The 16,947-nt window shown below is 41.8% G+C and carries 17 protein-coding genes; 11 read left to right on the top strand and 6 right to left on the bottom strand.

The window, feature by feature from the left end; translation table 11 throughout:
• A partial coding sequence (locus ACYVI9_RS15510) for a hypothetical protein (protein ID WP_460766202.1) occupies positions 1 to 229 on the bottom strand: 229 nt, incomplete at its 3' end.
• A 367-nt stretch (positions 230 to 596) separates the two neighbouring features.
• Between ACYVI9_RS15510 and ACYVI9_RS15505 the strand changes: the two genes are divergently transcribed.
• Genes ACYVI9_RS15505 through ACYVI9_RS15495 form a run of 3 tightly spaced genes read left to right on the top strand, consistent with a single transcriptional unit; the run spans position 597 to position 2,086 of the window.
• On the top strand, positions 597 to 836 hold the full coding sequence (locus ACYVI9_RS15505) for a helix-turn-helix domain-containing protein (protein ID WP_460766199.1): 240 nt from the start codon (positions 597 to 599) through the stop codon (positions 834 to 836).
• Complete coding sequence (locus tag ACYVI9_RS15500; RefSeq protein ID WP_460766197.1) at positions 811 to 1,143, top strand: HipA N-terminal domain-containing protein; 333 nt, start codon at positions 811 to 813, stop codon at positions 1,141 to 1,143. The genes ACYVI9_RS15505 and ACYVI9_RS15500 overlap by 26 nt, the downstream gene beginning before the upstream one ends.
• Positions 1,136 to 2,086: a HipA domain-containing protein gene (locus ACYVI9_RS15495; RefSeq protein WP_460766194.1), complete on the top strand. Its 951-nt coding sequence runs from the start codon at positions 1,136 to 1,138 to the stop codon at positions 2,084 to 2,086. Before ACYVI9_RS15500 ends, ACYVI9_RS15495 begins: the two co-directional genes overlap by 8 nt.
• 524 nt (positions 2,087 to 2,610) lie before the next feature.
• On the opposite strand, the gene ACYVI9_RS15490 is transcribed toward ACYVI9_RS15495, so the two are convergent.
• Positions 2,611 to 3,855: a hypothetical protein gene (locus ACYVI9_RS15490; protein WP_460766191.1), complete on the bottom strand. Its 1,245-nt coding sequence runs from the start codon at positions 3,853 to 3,855 to the stop codon at positions 2,611 to 2,613.
• A 516-nt stretch (positions 3,856 to 4,371) separates the two neighbouring features.
• On the opposite strand from ACYVI9_RS15490, the gene ACYVI9_RS15485 reads away from it, so the two are divergent.
• Both ACYVI9_RS15485 and ACYVI9_RS15480 read left to right on the top strand, forming a co-directional pair.
• Positions 4,372 to 4,761, top strand: coding sequence for a helix-turn-helix domain-containing protein (locus tag ACYVI9_RS15485; RefSeq protein ID WP_460766188.1), 390 nt, complete (start codon positions 4,372 to 4,374; stop codon positions 4,759 to 4,761).
• A 70-nt stretch (positions 4,762 to 4,831) separates the two neighbouring features.
• Positions 4,832 to 5,587 (top strand): SDR family oxidoreductase, encoded by a 756-nt coding sequence (locus tag ACYVI9_RS15480; protein WP_460766185.1) that lies wholly within the window; start codon positions 4,832 to 4,834, stop codon positions 5,585 to 5,587.
• A gap of 638 nt (positions 5,588 to 6,225) precedes the next feature.
• On the opposite strand, the gene ACYVI9_RS15475 is transcribed toward ACYVI9_RS15480, so the two are convergent.
• Entirely contained in the window at positions 6,226 to 7,950 is a 1,725-nt protein-coding gene (locus tag ACYVI9_RS15475; RefSeq protein ID WP_460766183.1) for an NHL repeat-containing protein, read from the bottom strand.
• Between the two features lie 475 nt (positions 7,951 to 8,425).
• On the opposite strand from ACYVI9_RS15475, the gene ACYVI9_RS15470 reads away from it, so the two are divergent.
• The 5 genes from ACYVI9_RS15470 to arsB all read left to right on the top strand — a co-directional run bounded on the left by ACYVI9_RS15470 (position 8,426) and on the right by arsB (position 11,235).
• Entirely contained in the window at positions 8,426 to 8,689 is a 264-nt protein-coding gene (locus ACYVI9_RS15470; RefSeq protein ID WP_460766180.1) for an ArsR/SmtB family transcription factor, read from the top strand.
• A 66-nt stretch (positions 8,690 to 8,755) separates the two neighbouring features.
• The gene (locus ACYVI9_RS15465) at positions 8,756 to 9,229 is read left to right on the top strand and encodes a DUF6428 family protein (protein ID WP_460766178.1); all 474 of its coding nucleotides are present in this window, start codon (positions 8,756 to 8,758) and stop codon (positions 9,227 to 9,229) included.
• An 11-nt stretch (positions 9,230 to 9,240) separates the two neighbouring features.
• On the top strand, positions 9,241 to 9,726 hold the full coding sequence (locus tag ACYVI9_RS15460) for a GNAT family N-acetyltransferase (RefSeq protein ID WP_460766175.1): 486 nt from the start codon (positions 9,241 to 9,243) through the stop codon (positions 9,724 to 9,726).
• On the top strand, positions 9,701 to 10,144 hold the full coding sequence (locus ACYVI9_RS15455; RefSeq protein ID WP_460766173.1) for an arsenate reductase ArsC: 444 nt from the start codon (positions 9,701 to 9,703) through the stop codon (positions 10,142 to 10,144). Before ACYVI9_RS15460 ends, ACYVI9_RS15455 begins: the two co-directional genes overlap by 26 nt.
• A 5-nt stretch (positions 10,145 to 10,149) precedes the next feature.
• Positions 10,150 to 11,235: an ACR3 family arsenite efflux transporter gene (arsB, locus tag ACYVI9_RS15450; protein ID WP_460766171.1), complete on the top strand. Its 1,086-nt coding sequence runs from the start codon at positions 10,150 to 10,152 to the stop codon at positions 11,233 to 11,235.
• A gap of 356 nt (positions 11,236 to 11,591) precedes the next feature.
• On the opposite strand, the gene ACYVI9_RS15445 is transcribed toward arsB, so the two are convergent.
• Positions 11,592 to 12,281, bottom strand: coding sequence for a response regulator (locus ACYVI9_RS15445; RefSeq protein WP_460766168.1), 690 nt, complete (start codon positions 12,279 to 12,281; stop codon positions 11,592 to 11,594).
• A gap of 3 nt (positions 12,282 to 12,284) precedes the next feature.
• Positions 12,285 to 13,355: a sensor histidine kinase gene (locus ACYVI9_RS15440; RefSeq protein ID WP_460766165.1), complete on the bottom strand. Its 1,071-nt coding sequence runs from the start codon at positions 13,353 to 13,355 to the stop codon at positions 12,285 to 12,287.
• A 164-nt stretch (positions 13,356 to 13,519) separates the two neighbouring features.
• On the opposite strand from ACYVI9_RS15440, the gene ACYVI9_RS15435 reads away from it, so the two are divergent.
• Positions 13,520 to 15,487, top strand: coding sequence for a KUP/HAK/KT family potassium transporter (locus ACYVI9_RS15435; RefSeq protein ID WP_460766162.1), 1,968 nt, complete (start codon positions 13,520 to 13,522; stop codon positions 15,485 to 15,487).
• 406 nt (positions 15,488 to 15,893) lie between these two features.
• Here ACYVI9_RS15435 and ACYVI9_RS15430 read toward each other — a convergent pair whose 3' ends face one another.
• Positions 15,894 to 16,724, bottom strand: a complete 831-nt coding sequence (locus ACYVI9_RS15430) for a universal stress protein (RefSeq protein WP_460766159.1) — start codon at positions 16,722 to 16,724, stop codon at positions 15,894 to 15,896.
• Between the last annotated feature and the right edge of the window lie 223 nt (positions 16,725 to 16,947).

The following is a 16,947-nucleotide window of genomic DNA, read 5'->3' as shown; positions in this document are numbered from 1 at the left end:
TGGCTTCATCCACCTTAACTTTAGATTTGTTGGATGTCGATACCGGCTCGCTATCCCCGGATTGTAAATCCTCCCCGGGATCTACTAATCGTGAGAAAAACCTGTATCTGCCGTTAAGTACCCCGTTTAATTCCTTTCTGTAAAAAAGAAATAGGATGATCAGGTAATAACCTCCCAGAATAAGCAACATCATAGTCCATAATTGCTGCCAGCTTATTAAAATGCCCATGGCCTTGCGTTTTTAGTTTTAATGTTGTTCCGTTTGCAGAACAAATGAACGACTTCGGAAAGCCGGTTTCAAGTCCAATTTTATTTGCAATTGAAATCGAACCTAAAAAATCATTGATTTTCAGTTTACTACGCCAAGAATCCTTAAGAGAATTTTTAAGAGGAAACACCCTTCGGCTGGCATTTTCAATCTAAAATCTGTGCAGATCAGATGCTTTATCCCGCCGAAAATTTGCGATCGATAAACTTACACATCGATAGCGTAATTATATGTATTTACATATAGATTTAAGTTTTTAAGTGTAATTATATCTTTTTAGATATAATTCAGTAAATTTGAATCAAATTATATCTAAATGCATATAATCATGAAGTCACTGCAAAGCTTTGTAAAGAACAAACGGAAAGAGACGGGGCTTACCCAGCAGGAGTTTGCTGAGAAAGCTGGCGTGGCATTAACAGTGATCAGAAAAATAGAGCAGGGAAAAAGCGACCTTCAATTGGAAAAAGTAAACCAGGTTTTAAAAATGTTCGGTCGGATTCTTGCCCCGGTAAGTTTAAAAGAATTTTCAATAGCTAAAAATGAGAACAGCGGAAATCTATTATAAAAAAGACCTGGCGGGCCATCTTACCGAAACGGATGACGGGGAATACCTGTTTCAGTACACGGTCGATTATGTGGAGCGTCACCCTGATCAGTTCCTCAGTTTCAGTATGCCGGTACGTCCACAGCCTTATAAAGACAAAAGACTGTTTCCTTTTTTTGAGGGGTTGATACCCGAAGGTTGGTTACTGGATATTGCTACAAAAAACTGGAAGCTGAATCCCAACGACCGTATGGGTTTGTTGCTGGCCTGCTGTCAAAACTGTATCGGTGCTGTAAGTGTCATACCAATGGATAAAGAGCATGAGTAAGCGTTGTTTATATTGTTACAAAGAGCTGGACGAAAATCAAAAAGATTTTCATCCACGTTGCAGCAGGGTGTTCTTCGGTACTGACGAGCCGCCAGAGCTGGGTTATAGCCTGCAACAAATGGCTGAGCTGGCAGCAACTGTTGTTCAGCGCAGCGTTACTGTGCCAGGTGTACAGCCAAAGTTATCGCTGACATTGGTTAAAAATGTGCTGAAGGATGGTGACAAAGGTCGTCTGACCATTGTAGGAACCCTTGGCGGAAATTATATCCTGAAACCGCCGCATACCGATTATCCGCAATTACCCGAAAACGAGCACCTCACGATGCAGATCGCTGAGGCGTTTGACATACCGGTTGTGCCCTCCTGCCTGATACGGCTTTCGTCCGGCGAGCTGGCATATATCACCCGGCGTATCGATCGTACGGCCGAAGGCGAAAAGATCCACATGCTGGATATGTTCCAGGTATTGGAGGCCTTTGACAAATACAAAGGTTCTATGGAAAAAGTAGGGAGAGCGATAGCACAATATGCAGAAAATACATTACTGGACCTGTCCATTTTTTTTGAGCTCACCCTTTTTTGTTTTCTTACCGGTAATAATGATATGCACCTGAAAAACTTTTCTCTGACCGTTCAAAAAGATGGAGCCTGGGGGCTGGCCCCGGCTTACGATCTGTTGAATGTAGCCATCGCCAACCCGGGCGACAAAGAAGAATTAGCACTTACCCTGGGTGCAAGGAAAAGCAAGTTTAACCGTCAACGTTTTGAACAGTTCGGAGAAGCCCTGGGGCTTTCCACCCGTCAGATAGCCGGGGTTTTCAGGCGCTTGCAGAGGAATGAAGAAAAAGCGCTCCATCTGATTGGAAATTCTTTTCTTTCGGAAGATTTTCGGGAGAAGTACAGGCTGCTCTTAGCAGAACGGTATGCCCGCCTAAAATCCTGATTTTGCCGTTTCTTTAATTGGTTTTATAAAAATTATCATTGTTTCTGTACAACATTTATCTAAGAAATTGATAATGAGTAAGATTTAAATAGCGAATTTAGTTCAACTTCGGACAATTTCAATCAGTTTCTGATAACCGATTGGCTTTGCACCCTGCGATTTACCTGCTTGATCAAAGAACTGTCAATTAAATTTAATATCTGTGATAGTACCGGCTGTCCGGTAAAGGCTGTAACTTTATCCATGGTTTAGTCGATTGTAGTAAACCAAACTTAACCATTTTGGGTGGTTCTCACGAACTGCCCTTTTTCTATGCCTTTTTATATAATTTTAATCGGACAACAGTGAAAAATTATAGCCAATTCAATAAAAGAAAATAACAAATGGCCACTATAACTAATTAGTAAAATGAGCATATGCTACTCCTTGTTATTGTAAGTTTTTCAATGTTACCTTTTCTCAGAAATCTAAATTTTAGCGTCAAATTGAATTAGACCCACCATGGATCGGATTATACATTGCACTCAATAATTCCTTATTCTCAGCATAATACGTTCCAAAATCTCAATCGTATTTTTAATATCTCTCGGCTCAGCGTTATAACATTTGCTACGCATACTATCTGCCGATATGCATTGTTTATGCGCCGTAGAAATCAAAGGCGCTATCGTTCTGAAGATTGCTGAGAGCGACTTTGCTTCTATAACTTTTTCCTCGTCAGCTGCTCGAAAAATAAGCGCGAGCTGATAAATGGACAGGTTGCAGCGTACCCGGGGTTCGGTTCCGGTACTGTCTTTTCCGGTATTCGACAGACTGGTTGTGGTATCCATCAGCGATTCCAGTTGCAGGATCCTTTCTTCAAGAAATCGTGTCATGATGGGTTCCAGTGATTCGAGCTGCGGATCGAAAGGGCATCTTTTCTGTACGAAGGCCTGTACCACAAGGCTTCGCAAAGCATGCATCCTGGCTATTCTGCCCGGAGTATGTCCTGCCACTTGCAGGCATCTTTCGACCCTATCGATCAGGTAATCCGTAAAAATTCTATGATTGAAATTATAATCTATGAGCAGTAGTTCTACTGCGTTCAAACAATCGTCGTTTCCTGAAACAACCGATAACTTATCGAGACCATCCAAAAACTCCCGCTTAAATTCAAGTTCCTTATAGCTGCATAAGGATTCCGCTACCAGTTGTCTGGATTCTATAAGACATACCCGCTCAATCAAAACAATAATCCGATCCGTTCCCGCAACATCATTGAGCGCCTTTTTAATGGAATTCAGAAGCTTCTCAATCAGGACAAGCGCCTCATCCGAATAACTGCGGGGCGGAATACTATTTGATTTCCTAATACGGGGATACCGGTCTTCCAGCCAGCCGATCATTTCTAATAAATAGCTGTATACCTGTTGAAAGCAATCAGCCACCCTTTGGTTATTATTCTTAAAATATGACTGATTCTCAGCCATTCGATTTAGCAGCGTTACATAATATTTATGGTATTTCAATATAATCTTGCGGCTTTGTTTGGCGGATCTGGCCTTAAACACCTGATGGTAGGTAAAAGACTTCAGCGCCACCAACGATTCCCTCATCGACTGCTGAAACTGATGAATCTGCTCTTCAGGCAACACGCCGACATCAACAGTCGGTTCCAGCAGGGAGCCGGCAAATAGTGCCAGCCAGGTAAGTAGTAATTCATTGGTTGGTTTCTTCTTTAAAAGCAGATCAACGGCGAAAAGACGGTTAGAGTCATTGAGGGGCAGCATAATCATTAGTTTTGACAAAAATGCCGCAAACAGCGGACCTTACTGCTGGGTGTTTCTATCTATTTTCATACGCATGGCTGCGTATTTATCGCCGCGCATGAACTATTCTGGCCGTTAGTGATTGGACCCAGCCGGAACATCCGGCCAGATTATCAATGTACGATGAAAATCAGTCTATTGAATTGAATAGTTTGTCATGTAGCGCCGGCAGCCTGATGCCCAGCGAGCGATGAAATCACCTCCTTACGATAAACCGTTAATGAATTAAAATGGCAACTCAGGCATGGCAATGAAAAAAGTGTGCGCTACAGAAGAAAACATCTCCGTTTCCCATATGGATTTAAAAGTTCCGGACTATCGGGGCCTTATTCCGTAATGATGCTAATTAGGATACCTAAGCATCTGTTAAACAACCAACGCTCCCTCGCCTATCGCTTTGACAAAATCCCAAAAGTTCACCACGTTTGGTTGCATATATTTCCCGAATTTTATAAATTAAACATAGACATATCTGAAATGCAGGATAAAAAGGGAAAAGACAGCAAACGTAGCGCAGAAATCAGCAAACAATATTTCGATTTTTTAGACCGTCATATTGATGATGTGCTACAGGGAAGGGTTTATGAATTTATGGAACTCAACCAGATAGCCCGTGAACTTGCTGTATCTCACCATCATCTTACCGATACCATTCAGAAAGAAACAGGTAATCATCCCTGCCATTTTTATGATGCCAAAATAATTGATAAAGCAAAGCAAATGCTGGTAAATACGGACGCCTCCATCGCCAACATTTCTTTAACGCTGACTTACGACCCTTCTAATTTTTCGAAGTTTTTTAAAAAATGGACCGGCGAAACACCAGGAACTTACAGAAGCAAAAATAAAAATAATCAAACAGCATAAAAATCCGTAAAGTTCACCATAATACACCCGTTTGCATTATAGAACTTCGTTGCAACAAAAAAATAAAATTATGGCACGTAACGATGTAAAAGGGAAAGTAGTATTAATTGCCGGAGGCGGAAAAAATCTAGGAGGCTTGTTAAGCCGGGATTTTGCGGCAAAGGGAGCTAAATTGGTTATTCATTATAACAGCGAGGGCTCCAAAGCCGATGCGGAACAGACTTTGGCGGATATACAGGCTGCAGATGCCGAAGCTATTTTGGTACAGGGCGACCTTACCCATATTGCCAATGTCCGCCGAATCTTTGATGCTGGAATAGCAAAGTTTGGCGGAATCGATATTGCCATTAACACCGTAGGCAAAGTATTGAAAAAGCCTTTTGTGGACACCACCGAAGCAGAATACGACAGCATGAGCGATATCAACGCCAAAGTGGCCTATTTCTTCATCCAGGAAGCAGGTAAAAAACTGAACGACAACGGCAAAATTTGCACGATAGTAACTTCATTGCTTGCTGCATTTACCGGGTTGTATTCTACTTACGAGGGAATGAAAGCACCCGTAGAACACTTTACCAGAGCGGCATCTAAAGAATTTGGCAGTCGTGGCATTTCTGTAACGGCAGTTGCTCCGGGCCCGATGGATACGCCCTTCTTCTACGGTCAGGAAAACGAGGATGCAGTAGCATACCATAAATCCGCTTCCGCTCTGGGCGGTCTTACAGACATTAAAGATATTGCGCCATTGATAGAATTTTTAGTGACGGATGGTTGGTGGATAACAGGGCAAACCATCTTTGCAAATGGCGGATACACCACCAGATGAGATTAACAGAACCCTGGTGCCCAAATATAAAAATAGGATATTCAACTACCAAGGTCTGAAGTCGTTGATTTTAGGTTGAAGCCAAAGGTTCATGCGTCATCTTCCGGCGAAGTTTTGCAAATCCTGAGGAAGCGGTACATCAAACTGTAAAATCTTACTCTTATTCTGAGCGACGATTTGAATAAACCTTTATGCCTCACCTGTTTTTAAACTAAACGCTCCATAAAGAGGACATCGGCACAGCCGGCGGGCTGCTGCCAAAAACCTGTCGCCTGGTTGCCGGTGAATTATACGGTGCCCCTCTTAAATTTCGGGCCGGTTAAGGCCGCAAAATGTTTTACCCCTAAAGTTTCTCAAGAGGGTTTTGATTTCAAAATGGCGGGCTTTCAAGCCGTTGTCTGACCACGTGATTTGTTTAATAATTTCAATAGATAGAAAGTTTTCCAGAATCAGTCGCTGTCAAACCAATAACCTAAGAGCCGGCATATCATTGGATCATCGGGACAGCTCAAAGCTGCCCTTCGCCGGTGTTTAGGATAGATGCTAAACCCTGTCCGTGCCAACAGCGCTGACCGAATGCTTACTTTGATACAAAGATCGCCGCTTTGATAATTGTGCGTCAGTAGCTATCTTATCTTCTACTCCGGGTTTACTGTTGTAATTACCTGTGAAAATCTACTAGTGCCGTCCTTATCGACCTGCATCAAGCGAACAAAAAGTTTTTCATGTTGATCGATACCCCGGATATCAGATTTGGTACAGGAAAATGCAGACACTGCTATTGTCAGAAATAAACAATTCGTCAGCACTCCTGTTTTGGTTTTGCGGCGCCAGCCCGGAATACAGAGCAGTGCTGCAATAAACGGCATTAGTGCCAGCCCTGTCAGTCCAGCAGCTTTTTCAAATCGATAGTCCAAAGCCACGTGACTATTACCTTCGATGGCTTTTGAGTCAACTGTTCCAATGGTGGTAAAATCTTCGCCGTTGACAGATACCTGCACTTCAAAATGGTCATTATTAAACTCAGATTCCGTACGCCATTGAACGACTAAACCGGATTTACCCAATAGCGCTGAGAAAGTGCCAAACGTCACCGGCAGTGCGGACGAAGTCGTCACATTCGCAGGATTATTCGTTCCCGCAGCCAGCAGATAATACTGGTTACCGTTATCTTCAACAACCATCACCCGATACCCGGTCGATGGGCTCAAACCTGTAACATCCACTGTTTCGCCGGTTCCACTATAAACCGCATACCACCCACTTGTGCCTATTTGTGTTCCGCTGCCAAAAACCGAGTTGGCTGTATAGCTGGTACCATTTACGGGAGCTGCCGTGCCTGCTGTACCCTGGGTCATGAACACGGTTCTGTGAGCACCGGTACCACTGGTCCAGGAAATGGTGCTGCTGTTATCTGTTGTATTGACGAAGCTAACGTCAACGGCCGGCTGTACCGGCGTATCCTGTAAATGACGCAATATACCTCCACTTCCGCTGCTGCCTGTAACAAAATACAAATTAGTGCTATTTAAAGCAACTATACCCCAGGGATAAAAGTTGAAACCAATTTCCAGCTGGGCTTTTTCAATCGGCGTTCCTGTCGCACCCAAATATTGATTGAGTACATAAGTCGTTCCATTATACTCTGAGACATATAGATTTCCCTGCGGATCCAGCGCAATGGCGGTAGGATAGGTGCCGGAAGTTATCGTGGTTCGGGTAGAATAATTACTGGCAGCCGTTAACCGGTATACTGCTCCGTTATCAGTGGTACTGTTAAATCCGTCTGTAACAAAAATATCTCCATTGCCTGCTATTGCCAGGCCGGTAGGATATTGATAACCCGATCCGATAACCAGACCATGGTATAACTGTGTACCGGTATTATTGCCGGCAGTGTACTTCACAATAGCATAATCATTGGTAGCAGCAGCATATTCAAGAGTATAGATATTATCGGCGGCATCAACTGCCAGTGCAGAGCAATAACTTCCGCTAATAAATACTTCAGCGGCCCCATAGGTATTTGTATTAGCATTGTAAGGTAGTCGGGTTACCAGGTTATCGACCGGGGAGCCGGCTATATACAGATCCCCGGCATTGGTAACCGCCAAACCCCAGGGATAATCGACTCCGTTATATGCCAACCCTCCCAAGAGCACCTGAGGAGTACCTGTTCCGTTTACATACTTTACTACCTCGTACCTGTCAGTAACCGAATTATAACGAGTCGTATATAAATTGCCTGCATTATCGTAGGCAAGTGCCGTATAATATCCCCCCGATTCAATATCAGTAATCGTCTGCGCTTTAAGGAATAAAGGTGTAGTCAGTAATAAGATAAGAATTACTTTGAAGTTCATAAACTGTATTTAGAGGAATAACAAAAACCCGTTGGTCTGAGCGGCAATCCTAATAAAAAAAGCAAATTTATATAAATCTTAAAACATTTTACCAGAAATCGAAATTTCAGGTAGCCAAAGCGAAAACGCTGTGCGCAAGTTTCTGAATTATTGGGGAGCCGGCCTTTATCTCTCGCTATGTGAATTTTTGAATTTAAATTTACCGACTACTACTTTGAACCAGATACCAATTTTGGCCAGTTGATCAGATTGCCCTTATACATGTTTACTATTATTAGAAAAACATATTCAAATGCCACTATGAAAATAGCCCTGTTACGATTTAAAAATCTCCTCTTGGAACATCAGCGTAGATATTTTTTATCTTCTGTGTTGGTTTTCTAAATATTAATCGTAATATTGCAATATTATGGGTATTACCAGATCAGATATATTCACGGAGGAGCAAAACAGGTTAGCGACAATATTAAAAGCATTGGCTCATCCTGCTAGAATAGCCATATTGCAACATATCATCAAGACTAAGACCTGCATCTGTGGGGATCTTGTTGAGGAGCTGGGATTGGCACAGGCGACTATTTCTCAACATTTAAAAGAACTTAAGAATACAGGAATTATCCAGGGAACGATCGAGGGCGTCAGGATCTGCTATTGCATCGAACCCAAGACCTGGAAATTAATTCAAATGGATCTCGCCCGGTTCTTCAGTGCCTATGATCTAAACAGTCGGTGCTGCTAAATTAATGCGGGTTTTGATCGCAATATTGCAATTACACTATGTAATAACAGTTTAAAAGAAAATACTATGAAACTTTCAGAAATTAAAAAACATCTCGCAACAACCGAGGCTGTCAACTTCCAATTGCCGAACGGCAGCATGGTAACGGAACATTTTCGCGTAACAGAAGTAGGCCTGATAAGTAAAGATTTTATTGATTGCGGGGGGACAGTACGGCACGAAAAAGTGGTGAATTTTCAACTCTGGGACGCCAATGATTACGAGCACCGTTTGAAAGCTGGTAAGTTGCTGAACATTATTGCCCTGTCAGAAAGCGTACTCGGGATAGCGGACTATGAAATCGAAGTAGAATACCAGGCGGAAACCATTGGCAGGTATGATCTTGGTTTTGATGGCACGAATTTCCTGCTGCTAACAAAGCAAACGGCTTGTCTCGCCTCAGAAAAATGTGGCGTGCCTGCAGCAAAAACAGCGTCTACGCTTTCTGAGTTATCCGTATCCGGACAGAATTCCTGTACACCCGGCGGAACTTGCTGCTAAAAAGATTGATTATGACCTACGATAAGATGTCGGCTCAGGACTGGGAATCTGTAAAAGCAATCTATTTACAGGGCATAGCGACAGGAAACGCAACATTTCAAACGGATATTCCCATCTGGGATGACTGGAACAAATCTCATTTACAATTTGGTAGAATTCTTGCCAGAGACGAAACCGGTACCATTACCGGCTGGGCCGCCCTGTCTGCGGTATCTTCCCGCTGTGTATATAGCGGCGTGGCAGAAGTAAGTGTATATGTTGCTACTGCGCATTCCGGCAGACAGATCGGAACAGGCCTTTTGGATGCTTTGATTCGTGAAAGCGAACGCAATGGCATCTGGACGCTGCAGGCGGGAATATTTCCTGAAAACAAAGGCAGTATCCGCATCCATGAAAAATGTGGCTTCCGGCAGGTTGGCTACAGAGAACGGATCGGTCAGATGAACGGCCTTTGGCGTGATACATTATTGTTTGAAAGAAGAAGCAAAAAAATATAAAATGAAAAAAGTATTAGTACTCTGCACCGGCAACAGTTGCCGCAGTCAGATAGCTGAGGGCTATCTGAGACATTTTGCAAAAGACCGGGCTCTCATTTACAGCGCGGGGGTTGAAAAACATGGTGTCAACCCAAAGGCTATTGAAATTATGGCAGAGGATGGAATCGATATTTCCGGACATACCTCTAATCATCTATCAGAATACCAGGGAATCGACTTTGATTTCGTGATTACGGTGTGTGACAATGCCAAAGAACGTTGTCCTGTCTTCCCCTCGAAGGCCGTAAAGTTCCATCAGAATTTTACCGATCCCGCCAGAGCAACCGGGACGGATGAGGAAGTAATGGCAGTTTTCCGTTCCGTAAGAAATACGATTAAAGAATTTGCCGATCAATTTGTCACCGATCACCTAAAATAAGCTTCATGTCAGCAGCCAGTTGTGCCCCGGCACATGAACGTAAAAAGTTAAGTTTTCTGGACCGCTATCTTACGCTCTGGATTTTCCTCGCCATGGCATTAGGTGTGTCGATGGGCTATTTTATTCCTTCATCTGCATCGTTTATCAACTCCTTTTCCAGTGGCACGACTAATCTGCCCCTGGCTATTGGCCTGATATTGATGATGTATCCTCCACTGGCCAAAGTTCGATACGAAAAAATGGGCAAAGTATTCAAGAATACTAAAATCCTGGGAACTTCACTCTTACTGAATTGGGTCATTGGCCCGATTCTTATGTTCCTACTCGCCATTGTATTTATGAAAGGTCATCCGGAATACATGACCGGACTCATACTGATTGGTCTGGCTCGCTGTATCGCAATGGTCGTAGTCTGGAACGAACTGGCTGAAGGCAACCGGGAATATGCAGCGGGCCTGATTGCTCTAAACAGTATATTCCAGGTCCTGCTATATAGTGTATACGCCTATATTTTTATAAAAGTCCTACCACCATTTTTTGGCCTCAGGGGGCTGGAAGTGAATATAACAATCCTTGAAATCGCTAAAAGCACAGGTATTTATCTGGGCATCCCGTTCCTGGCAGGTTGGGTCAGCCGATACCTACTTATCCGGATAAAAGGAATTGACTGGTTCCAAAACAAATATGTTCCTCGTATTTCACCTATTACGCTATTGGCCCTCCTATTTACAATTGTTGTCATGTTCAGTCTTAAAGGTGAATTGATCGTAAATATCCCAATGGACGTGGTCCGGATTGCCATTCCGTTGGTCATTTACTTTAGTGTCATGTTTGTGATAAGCTTTTTCGCCGGAAAAAGAATGGGTGCGGATTATTCGAAAGCGGCCTCAATTGCATTTACTGCCGCGGGTAATAATTTCGAGTTGGCTATTGCAGTAGCTATAGGTGTGTTCGGCATCAATAGCGGACAGGCATTTGTGGGTGTAATTGGTCCCCTGGTTGAAGTTCCGGCATTAATCCTGCTTGTAAATCTGGCATTCTGGTTGAAAAGAAAATATTACGCCCCTTCACCTGCAAAGATATTGAAATAGCATTTTTTGCAGTTTAAGGCGAACTGCACTGGTATTAAGCGTTCGAACTTAACCTTTTTGCCTGGCAAAAAGCCTGAATGCGAATGGAGCGCCAACATAATTTGTTGGTGCTTTGCATTTAAAAATGCACCCGGGTGACGATTTCAGCCGGAAATGACCGAAGCTAAACCAGGGTCCTGGCGTTTTATAAAATATTGAAAATCCGGTCAAGGCATAACCGGACATCCAAAAAAATACTGGTGGGTCAAGTTTCATACAATAAAATCGGGCCGGGTAATGGAAATGGAAGGCAGGATTAAAACCTTGTCTGCCTCCTTTTGCTGCTTGCTACCAGTTCTGGCTCGGATCTTTAAGACTTATACCCCTTTGATAATAAAGCGATATCCAAAACCGGATTCCGTCAAAAGATACCGGGGTCTATTGGGGTCATCCTCAATTTTCTTTCTAATCTGCGCAATATAGACACGCAAATATTGAGATTGATGTATAAATCCAGGTCCCCAGACGGCTCGTAACAAATATTGATGCGTCAATACTTTACCCTCATTTTTTACCAGTAAGGAAAGCAAACTGTATTCTGTTGTCGTCAGTTTTATAAGTTCACCATATTTCTTAACAGAGCGGAGTTGCAAATCAATCCAAAGGTCTTCGGTTTGAATGATGGGTTCGGTCTCATCGGTGTTCGAAGTTCTTAGAGCAGACCTGATTCTGGCCAGCAGCTCCTGAGTCCGCCAGGGTTTACAGAGGTAATCATTGGCTCCATCGTCCAAAGCTTTAACGATGATATCCTCGGCATTATATACCGACAGGACAATTATAGGATTTGTAAACCACTGCCGGAGTTCCCGCAACACCGATAATCCATGTTGATCAGGTAAACCAAGATCGAGTATGATCAAATCAGGTGGGTGATTTGAGGCCAGTATAATCCCCTTCTTTGCCGTAGCTGCAGTAGAAACAACATAATCATTTGATTTCAAAGTAATTTGAAGCAAATTTTGAATTTGCATTTCATCGTCAATAATTAAAATACCGGCTTTGGGCATTGCTTATGATTTTAAATCTGATATTTCGCAGGGAATTTTGATGGTGAACCTTGCGCCACCTATACTCCGGTTTTCTAACTCTACGGTTCCTCCTAAGACTTCTGTAAAGCCTTTTACAATTGAAAGTCCTAATCCCGTGCCGCCGGTCTTGGAATTTTTGAGCCGGTAAAATTTATCGAATACATTTTTCATTTCAGCCTTTGGAAATCCCTTCCCCTGGTCTTCAACGACCAATTCAAATACCCCTTGTTTTGCCGAAGCAAACACCGTTACAATGCCGGATACATCTGTATAGAGACAGGCATTTTGTAAAAGATTAAATAAGATTTGCTCCATGAGTACCTGGTCTGTCTTAATCAAAGGAAAATCTTCGCTCATGTGAACCTGTATTTTTTGGCTGGACAAATCCTCTTCTATTTTATAAACGATCGAATAAACCAATTCATTGACATCACACCAATCTTTTTTGGGAGTAATAAATCCTGATTCTAATCTTGACATATTTAACAATTTGTCGACCTGTTGACTCAATCTCAAAGAGGCTTTAGATAGCTCGGTGAAAAGTTGGTTTTTATGTTCCTGTGACAACAAGCTGTTATTCATTTGCAGGTTGTCAGTTGCTGATACAATGGTAGCAACGGGTGTTTTAAGTTCATGTGACAATGAATGCAATAATATATCATACAATTTAAGGGTGTTTTCCTTTTCATCTTTTTTTCTGGAAATATTCTCCAGCTGCCTTATTTTATAGGTTAGCGCCGCATTAATCATTGCAACTACCAAATAAATCATGAAAAGCGTCGCATCCTCAGCAGTACTGAAGTGAAAGGTAAATGTTGGAGGTATGAATAAAAAGTTAAGGATGCAGGCACTTAGTATCGCGGCCATTAAAACCGGAAAAATATCAAAAGAAATGGCAAGAACTGATACCACTAACAAAAGTAACAAAGCAACCACCCGGTAACCCACATACTGGGCAATAAAATAACAGACGACCGAAATGACGATCACCGAGAATGCGCTGATCCAATACTGTTTTTGAAGTGACGCTTTTCTATTAAAAATAAAAGCCATTTCTCAAATTGCCACAAAGGTACAGGGTGGACCTATGAAAAAAAAGAAGCTTATTATTAGTACATAAAGATTTTATAAAAATATTGGCTAAGAGAACCTAAATCTGTTTGAATATTTAACCGTCCTGTTAGTTTTGCTGGCTCATTACTATTCAAAAGATTTAAATGTCGACTCAAAATAAGGTATCCTTCGCCGGCTTGTTAATAGCTTTGGGAATTATTTATGGTGATATTGGAACTTCTCCCCTATATGTTTTAAATGCGATTACCAGCGGAAAGAAAATTTCAGAGCTCCTTGTTATCGGATCGTTGTCATTAATCATTTGGACCCTCACCTTGCAAACAACCTTAAAATATGTCATTCTAACGCTCAATGCAGATAATAAGGGCGAGGGAGGAATTTTTTCACTATTTGCGCTTGTTCGGCGAAGAAGAAAATGGTTAGTGATCGTGGCAATGATCGGAGGTGCCGCTTTACTGGCCGATGGTATAATAACACCGCCCATATCTGTATCCTCCGCCGTTGAGGGCCTGAAGCAGGTACCCCTATTATCTGGAATTTCTCAAACGACGATTATCTATATCATTATTGGAATCCTTTCTTCTTTATTTTTTATTCAACAGTTTGGCACCGCATTTATCGGAAGGTTTTTTGGACCTATTATGAGTTGTTGGTTTATCATGCTACTTACACTGGGGCTTTTTCACGCAACCGATGATCTTCGGGTATTTAAGGCATTGAATCCCTATTATGGGTTGGAACTTCTGATGATTTATCCAAAAGGTTTTTATATTCTGGGTGGGGTCTTTTTATGCACCACCGGCGCTGAAGCTCTTTATTCCGACCTTGGCCATTGTGGTAAATGGAATATCAGATACTCTTGGGTTTTTGTAAAAACCTGCCTGATTGTAACGTACATGGGACAGGGCGCCTGGCTACTGAGTCACTACGATGGCCAGGTCATTACAGAAGAAATGATTAGTGCAGGTTTCAATCCTTTCTACGGCGTAATGCCTGGATGGTTCCTTTACATCGGGATCGCTTTAGCAACCGCCGCCGCCATCATTGCCAGTCAGGCGCTGATTTCCGGGTCTTTTACTTTAATCAGCGAGGCTATGCGCCTGAATCTTTGGCCGAAGTTGCGTATTAACTACCCCACTGAAGCCAAAGGGCAACTTTTTATACCTACGGTGAACTTGTTACTATATGCAGGCTGTGTACTTATTGTCTTATATTTTCAGAAAGCTGCAAGAATGGAAGCCGCCTATGGACTCGCGATTACCATCTGTATGATCGCTACATCTGTTTTATTTGCAAACTACCTGATACTAAAAAGAAAACGCCGCTGGTTCATTTATTTGTATTTAGCCGTATTCTTAACCATCGAATTTTGTTTTCTCTATGCAAATATTCAAAAGTTCCCGCACGGAGGATATGTGGCACTTATCGTAGGCGGAGCATTATTCCTGGTAATGTACATCTGGTTTAAAGCAAGGAAAATTAAAAACCGTTATGTTGAATTCGTTCGTCTTGAAAACTATGTCCCCATTATTCAGCAAGTAAGTAAGGATAAAACAATTGCCAAATACGCCACACATCTGGTTTATTTAACCAGCGCCGACAACCAACGGGAAATCGAACATAAAATCATCTATTCCATACTTAGCAGAAGACCAAAGAGGGCTGATATTTACTGGTTAATACATGTCGTTACTGTGGATGAGCCTTATACCAGTGAGTACAAAGTGGAGCATATCATTCCGAATGATATTATTCGGGTAGATTTTAGGCTGGGATTCCGGATCGAACCCAGAGTCAACATGCTGTTCCTTAAAGTTGTAGAAGATTTGGTGAAAAATAAAGAAGTTAACACTTTATGTGGTTATGAAAGACTGAATCTTTATAAAACCTCCGGGGATTTTCAATTTATTGTCATGGAAAAATATTTTAGCGAAGACAATGATTTGCCATTCTTCGAAAAAATGATTATGAAATTACATTTTTTATTAAAAAAAATAGGCTTATCCGAAGAGAGAGGTTTCGGTTTAGATCCAGGCAATGTCACAACCGAGAAGTTTCCGTTAATAATAGCACCACCTGCAAAAATTCAATTGAAACGCATTACGGAATAGCCGCTCGATCTTGTAAATCAAACAGGACTGACCTCGTCTGATATGGCTTCCTGAAACGAAGCAGGTTAAATCCATCATGGAAACAGAAATTAAGGTAAACAGGAAATTATCTCCGACCAAATGGTTCCCCGCACCGTTTGAATTCAAACCGGGATAGGCTTCATAATTTGTAATAGCTTTTATATTCGGGTTCCTCAAACGCTACCCTCATGCGATCCGGATTTGAATATCGGATTTCGAAGTCCGTCCTATAGCATCGTTAAAATTTAGTATATCAGCAGTTCTTTTATTATGGAACAAAATAAAACATTCATCCGGATCACCGGCACCAAGGTCAAATATCGATATCAATACTGTTGGGAAAATCAAACAGAGAGCAGAAAATAACCACTATAGCTAAACGTTCTTATGACGTTTCCTCGGTTACCGCTGACTCAAAATCATGAGTTATTGACAAAACAGCGACTTCACTTTCCTTTAAAATGTACGCAGTATAGTTTTCACCGAGTAAATTGTACCATTGCTTCTCTGATGTGGCATTAATGACAATTAAGTCTGCCTCCGTTTCTTTAGCTGCCATAATGACATCCGGAGCTACATTTTTCTTCGTATCCGGATCAAAATTAGTTACCGTAAATTGTATTTGAAGTTTTTGGGCTAAATCAACAATCTCGCCTACCTTATTAGAATCTGGCTGTCCCAGGCAAATAATGTGCAGCTCCGATTTGCTGCAATTAATAAGCGGCTTGGAATAAATGAGTTTTTCTTTAACACCGTATACATCTCGAACAGGAAATAAAATTTTGAAAAAATCTGAATGTTTTAGGCTCAAAGGAATTGAGAGTACCGGACATTCAATTTTCATAATAATTTCATAGGCCTTTGATTCTTTAAAATATCGCTTAATACCGCTCATTACACCGATAAGCAAGAGATCGGTTTTGTTCTCGACACAGTACTTATAGATGAATGCTGACACATCAGCAACACGCGCAAAAACTTTAGTTTGGATACCAAATTTTCCAAGAATCGTCTTGTGATATACTTTTAACCGATCGTATGCCGCTTTTACAAATGCTGCCTTTTTATTTCTCGAATCTGACGGCGATACGGCATGTATAATGTCCAATTCTGCTCCATGGACTTTTGCCAGCGCAACTGCCTGATATACTGCATTATCTGATTCTTCGCTAAAATTGGTTGCCACAGCAATCTTGCGAATATTATATCTAACCATTAATCAACTTTAATACAATTTATCCAAATATATATTACACAAAACTATTAAACTAATCTTATTCAGATATAATTGAAAATCTCCGGTAAAAAAGCGGTACCTCGCTTTTTAGAAACTGATTGACGGGTTCTTTCAGAACGGCCTCCTTATCTACGGCTGAATGGGTTATTGCCTGGCTGAGTGACTGAATCAAACGCTGTTTACTGAGCGGCGCATATAAGTA

It is taken from the genome of Niabella terrae, assembly GCF_054783135.1.
This window is presented reverse-complemented; position numbering and strand designations above follow the sequence as displayed.

What these genes read in the sequence shown, in the direction of transcription:
- ACYVI9_RS15465 (WP_460766178.1), top strand. Translation starts at nt 8,756, where the DNA reads ATGAAACTTTCAGAAATTAAAAAACATCTCGCAACAACCGAGGCTGTC.
- ACYVI9_RS15445 (WP_460766168.1), bottom strand. Translation starts at nt 12,281, where the DNA reads ATGCCCAAAGCCGGTATTTTAATTATTGACGATGAAATGCAAATTCAA.
- ACYVI9_RS15485 (WP_460766188.1), top strand. Translation starts at nt 4,372, where the DNA reads ATGCAGGATAAAAAGGGAAAAGACAGCAAACGTAGCGCAGAAATCAGC.
- ACYVI9_RS15475 (WP_460766183.1), bottom strand. Translation starts at nt 7,950, where the DNA reads ATGAACTTCAAAGTAATTCTTATCTTATTACTGACTACACCTTTATTC.
- ACYVI9_RS15495 (WP_460766194.1), top strand. Translation starts at nt 1,136, where the DNA reads ATGAGTAAGCGTTGTTTATATTGTTACAAAGAGCTGGACGAAAATCAA.
- ACYVI9_RS15490 (WP_460766191.1), bottom strand. Translation starts at nt 3,855, where the DNA reads ATGCTGCCCCTCAATGACTCTAACCGTCTTTTCGCCGTTGATCTGCTT.
- ACYVI9_RS15480 (WP_460766185.1), top strand. Translation starts at nt 4,832, where the DNA reads ATGGCACGTAACGATGTAAAAGGGAAAGTAGTATTAATTGCCGGAGGC.
- ACYVI9_RS15460 (WP_460766175.1), top strand. Translation starts at nt 9,241, where the DNA reads ATGACCTACGATAAGATGTCGGCTCAGGACTGGGAATCTGTAAAAGCA.
- ACYVI9_RS15500 (WP_460766197.1), top strand. Translation starts at nt 811, where the DNA reads ATGAGAACAGCGGAAATCTATTATAAAAAAGACCTGGCGGGCCATCTT.
- ACYVI9_RS15435 (WP_460766162.1), top strand. Translation starts at nt 13,520, where the DNA reads ATGTCGACTCAAAATAAGGTATCCTTCGCCGGCTTGTTAATAGCTTTG.
- ACYVI9_RS15440 (WP_460766165.1), bottom strand. Translation starts at nt 13,355, where the DNA reads ATGGCTTTTATTTTTAATAGAAAAGCGTCACTTCAAAAACAGTATTGG.
- arsB (WP_460766171.1), top strand. Translation starts at nt 10,150, where the DNA reads ATGTCAGCAGCCAGTTGTGCCCCGGCACATGAACGTAAAAAGTTAAGT.
- ACYVI9_RS15430 (WP_460766159.1), bottom strand. Translation starts at nt 16,724, where the DNA reads ATGGTTAGATATAATATTCGCAAGATTGCTGTGGCAACCAATTTTAGC.
- ACYVI9_RS15505 (WP_460766199.1), top strand. Translation starts at nt 597, where the DNA reads ATGAAGTCACTGCAAAGCTTTGTAAAGAACAAACGGAAAGAGACGGGG.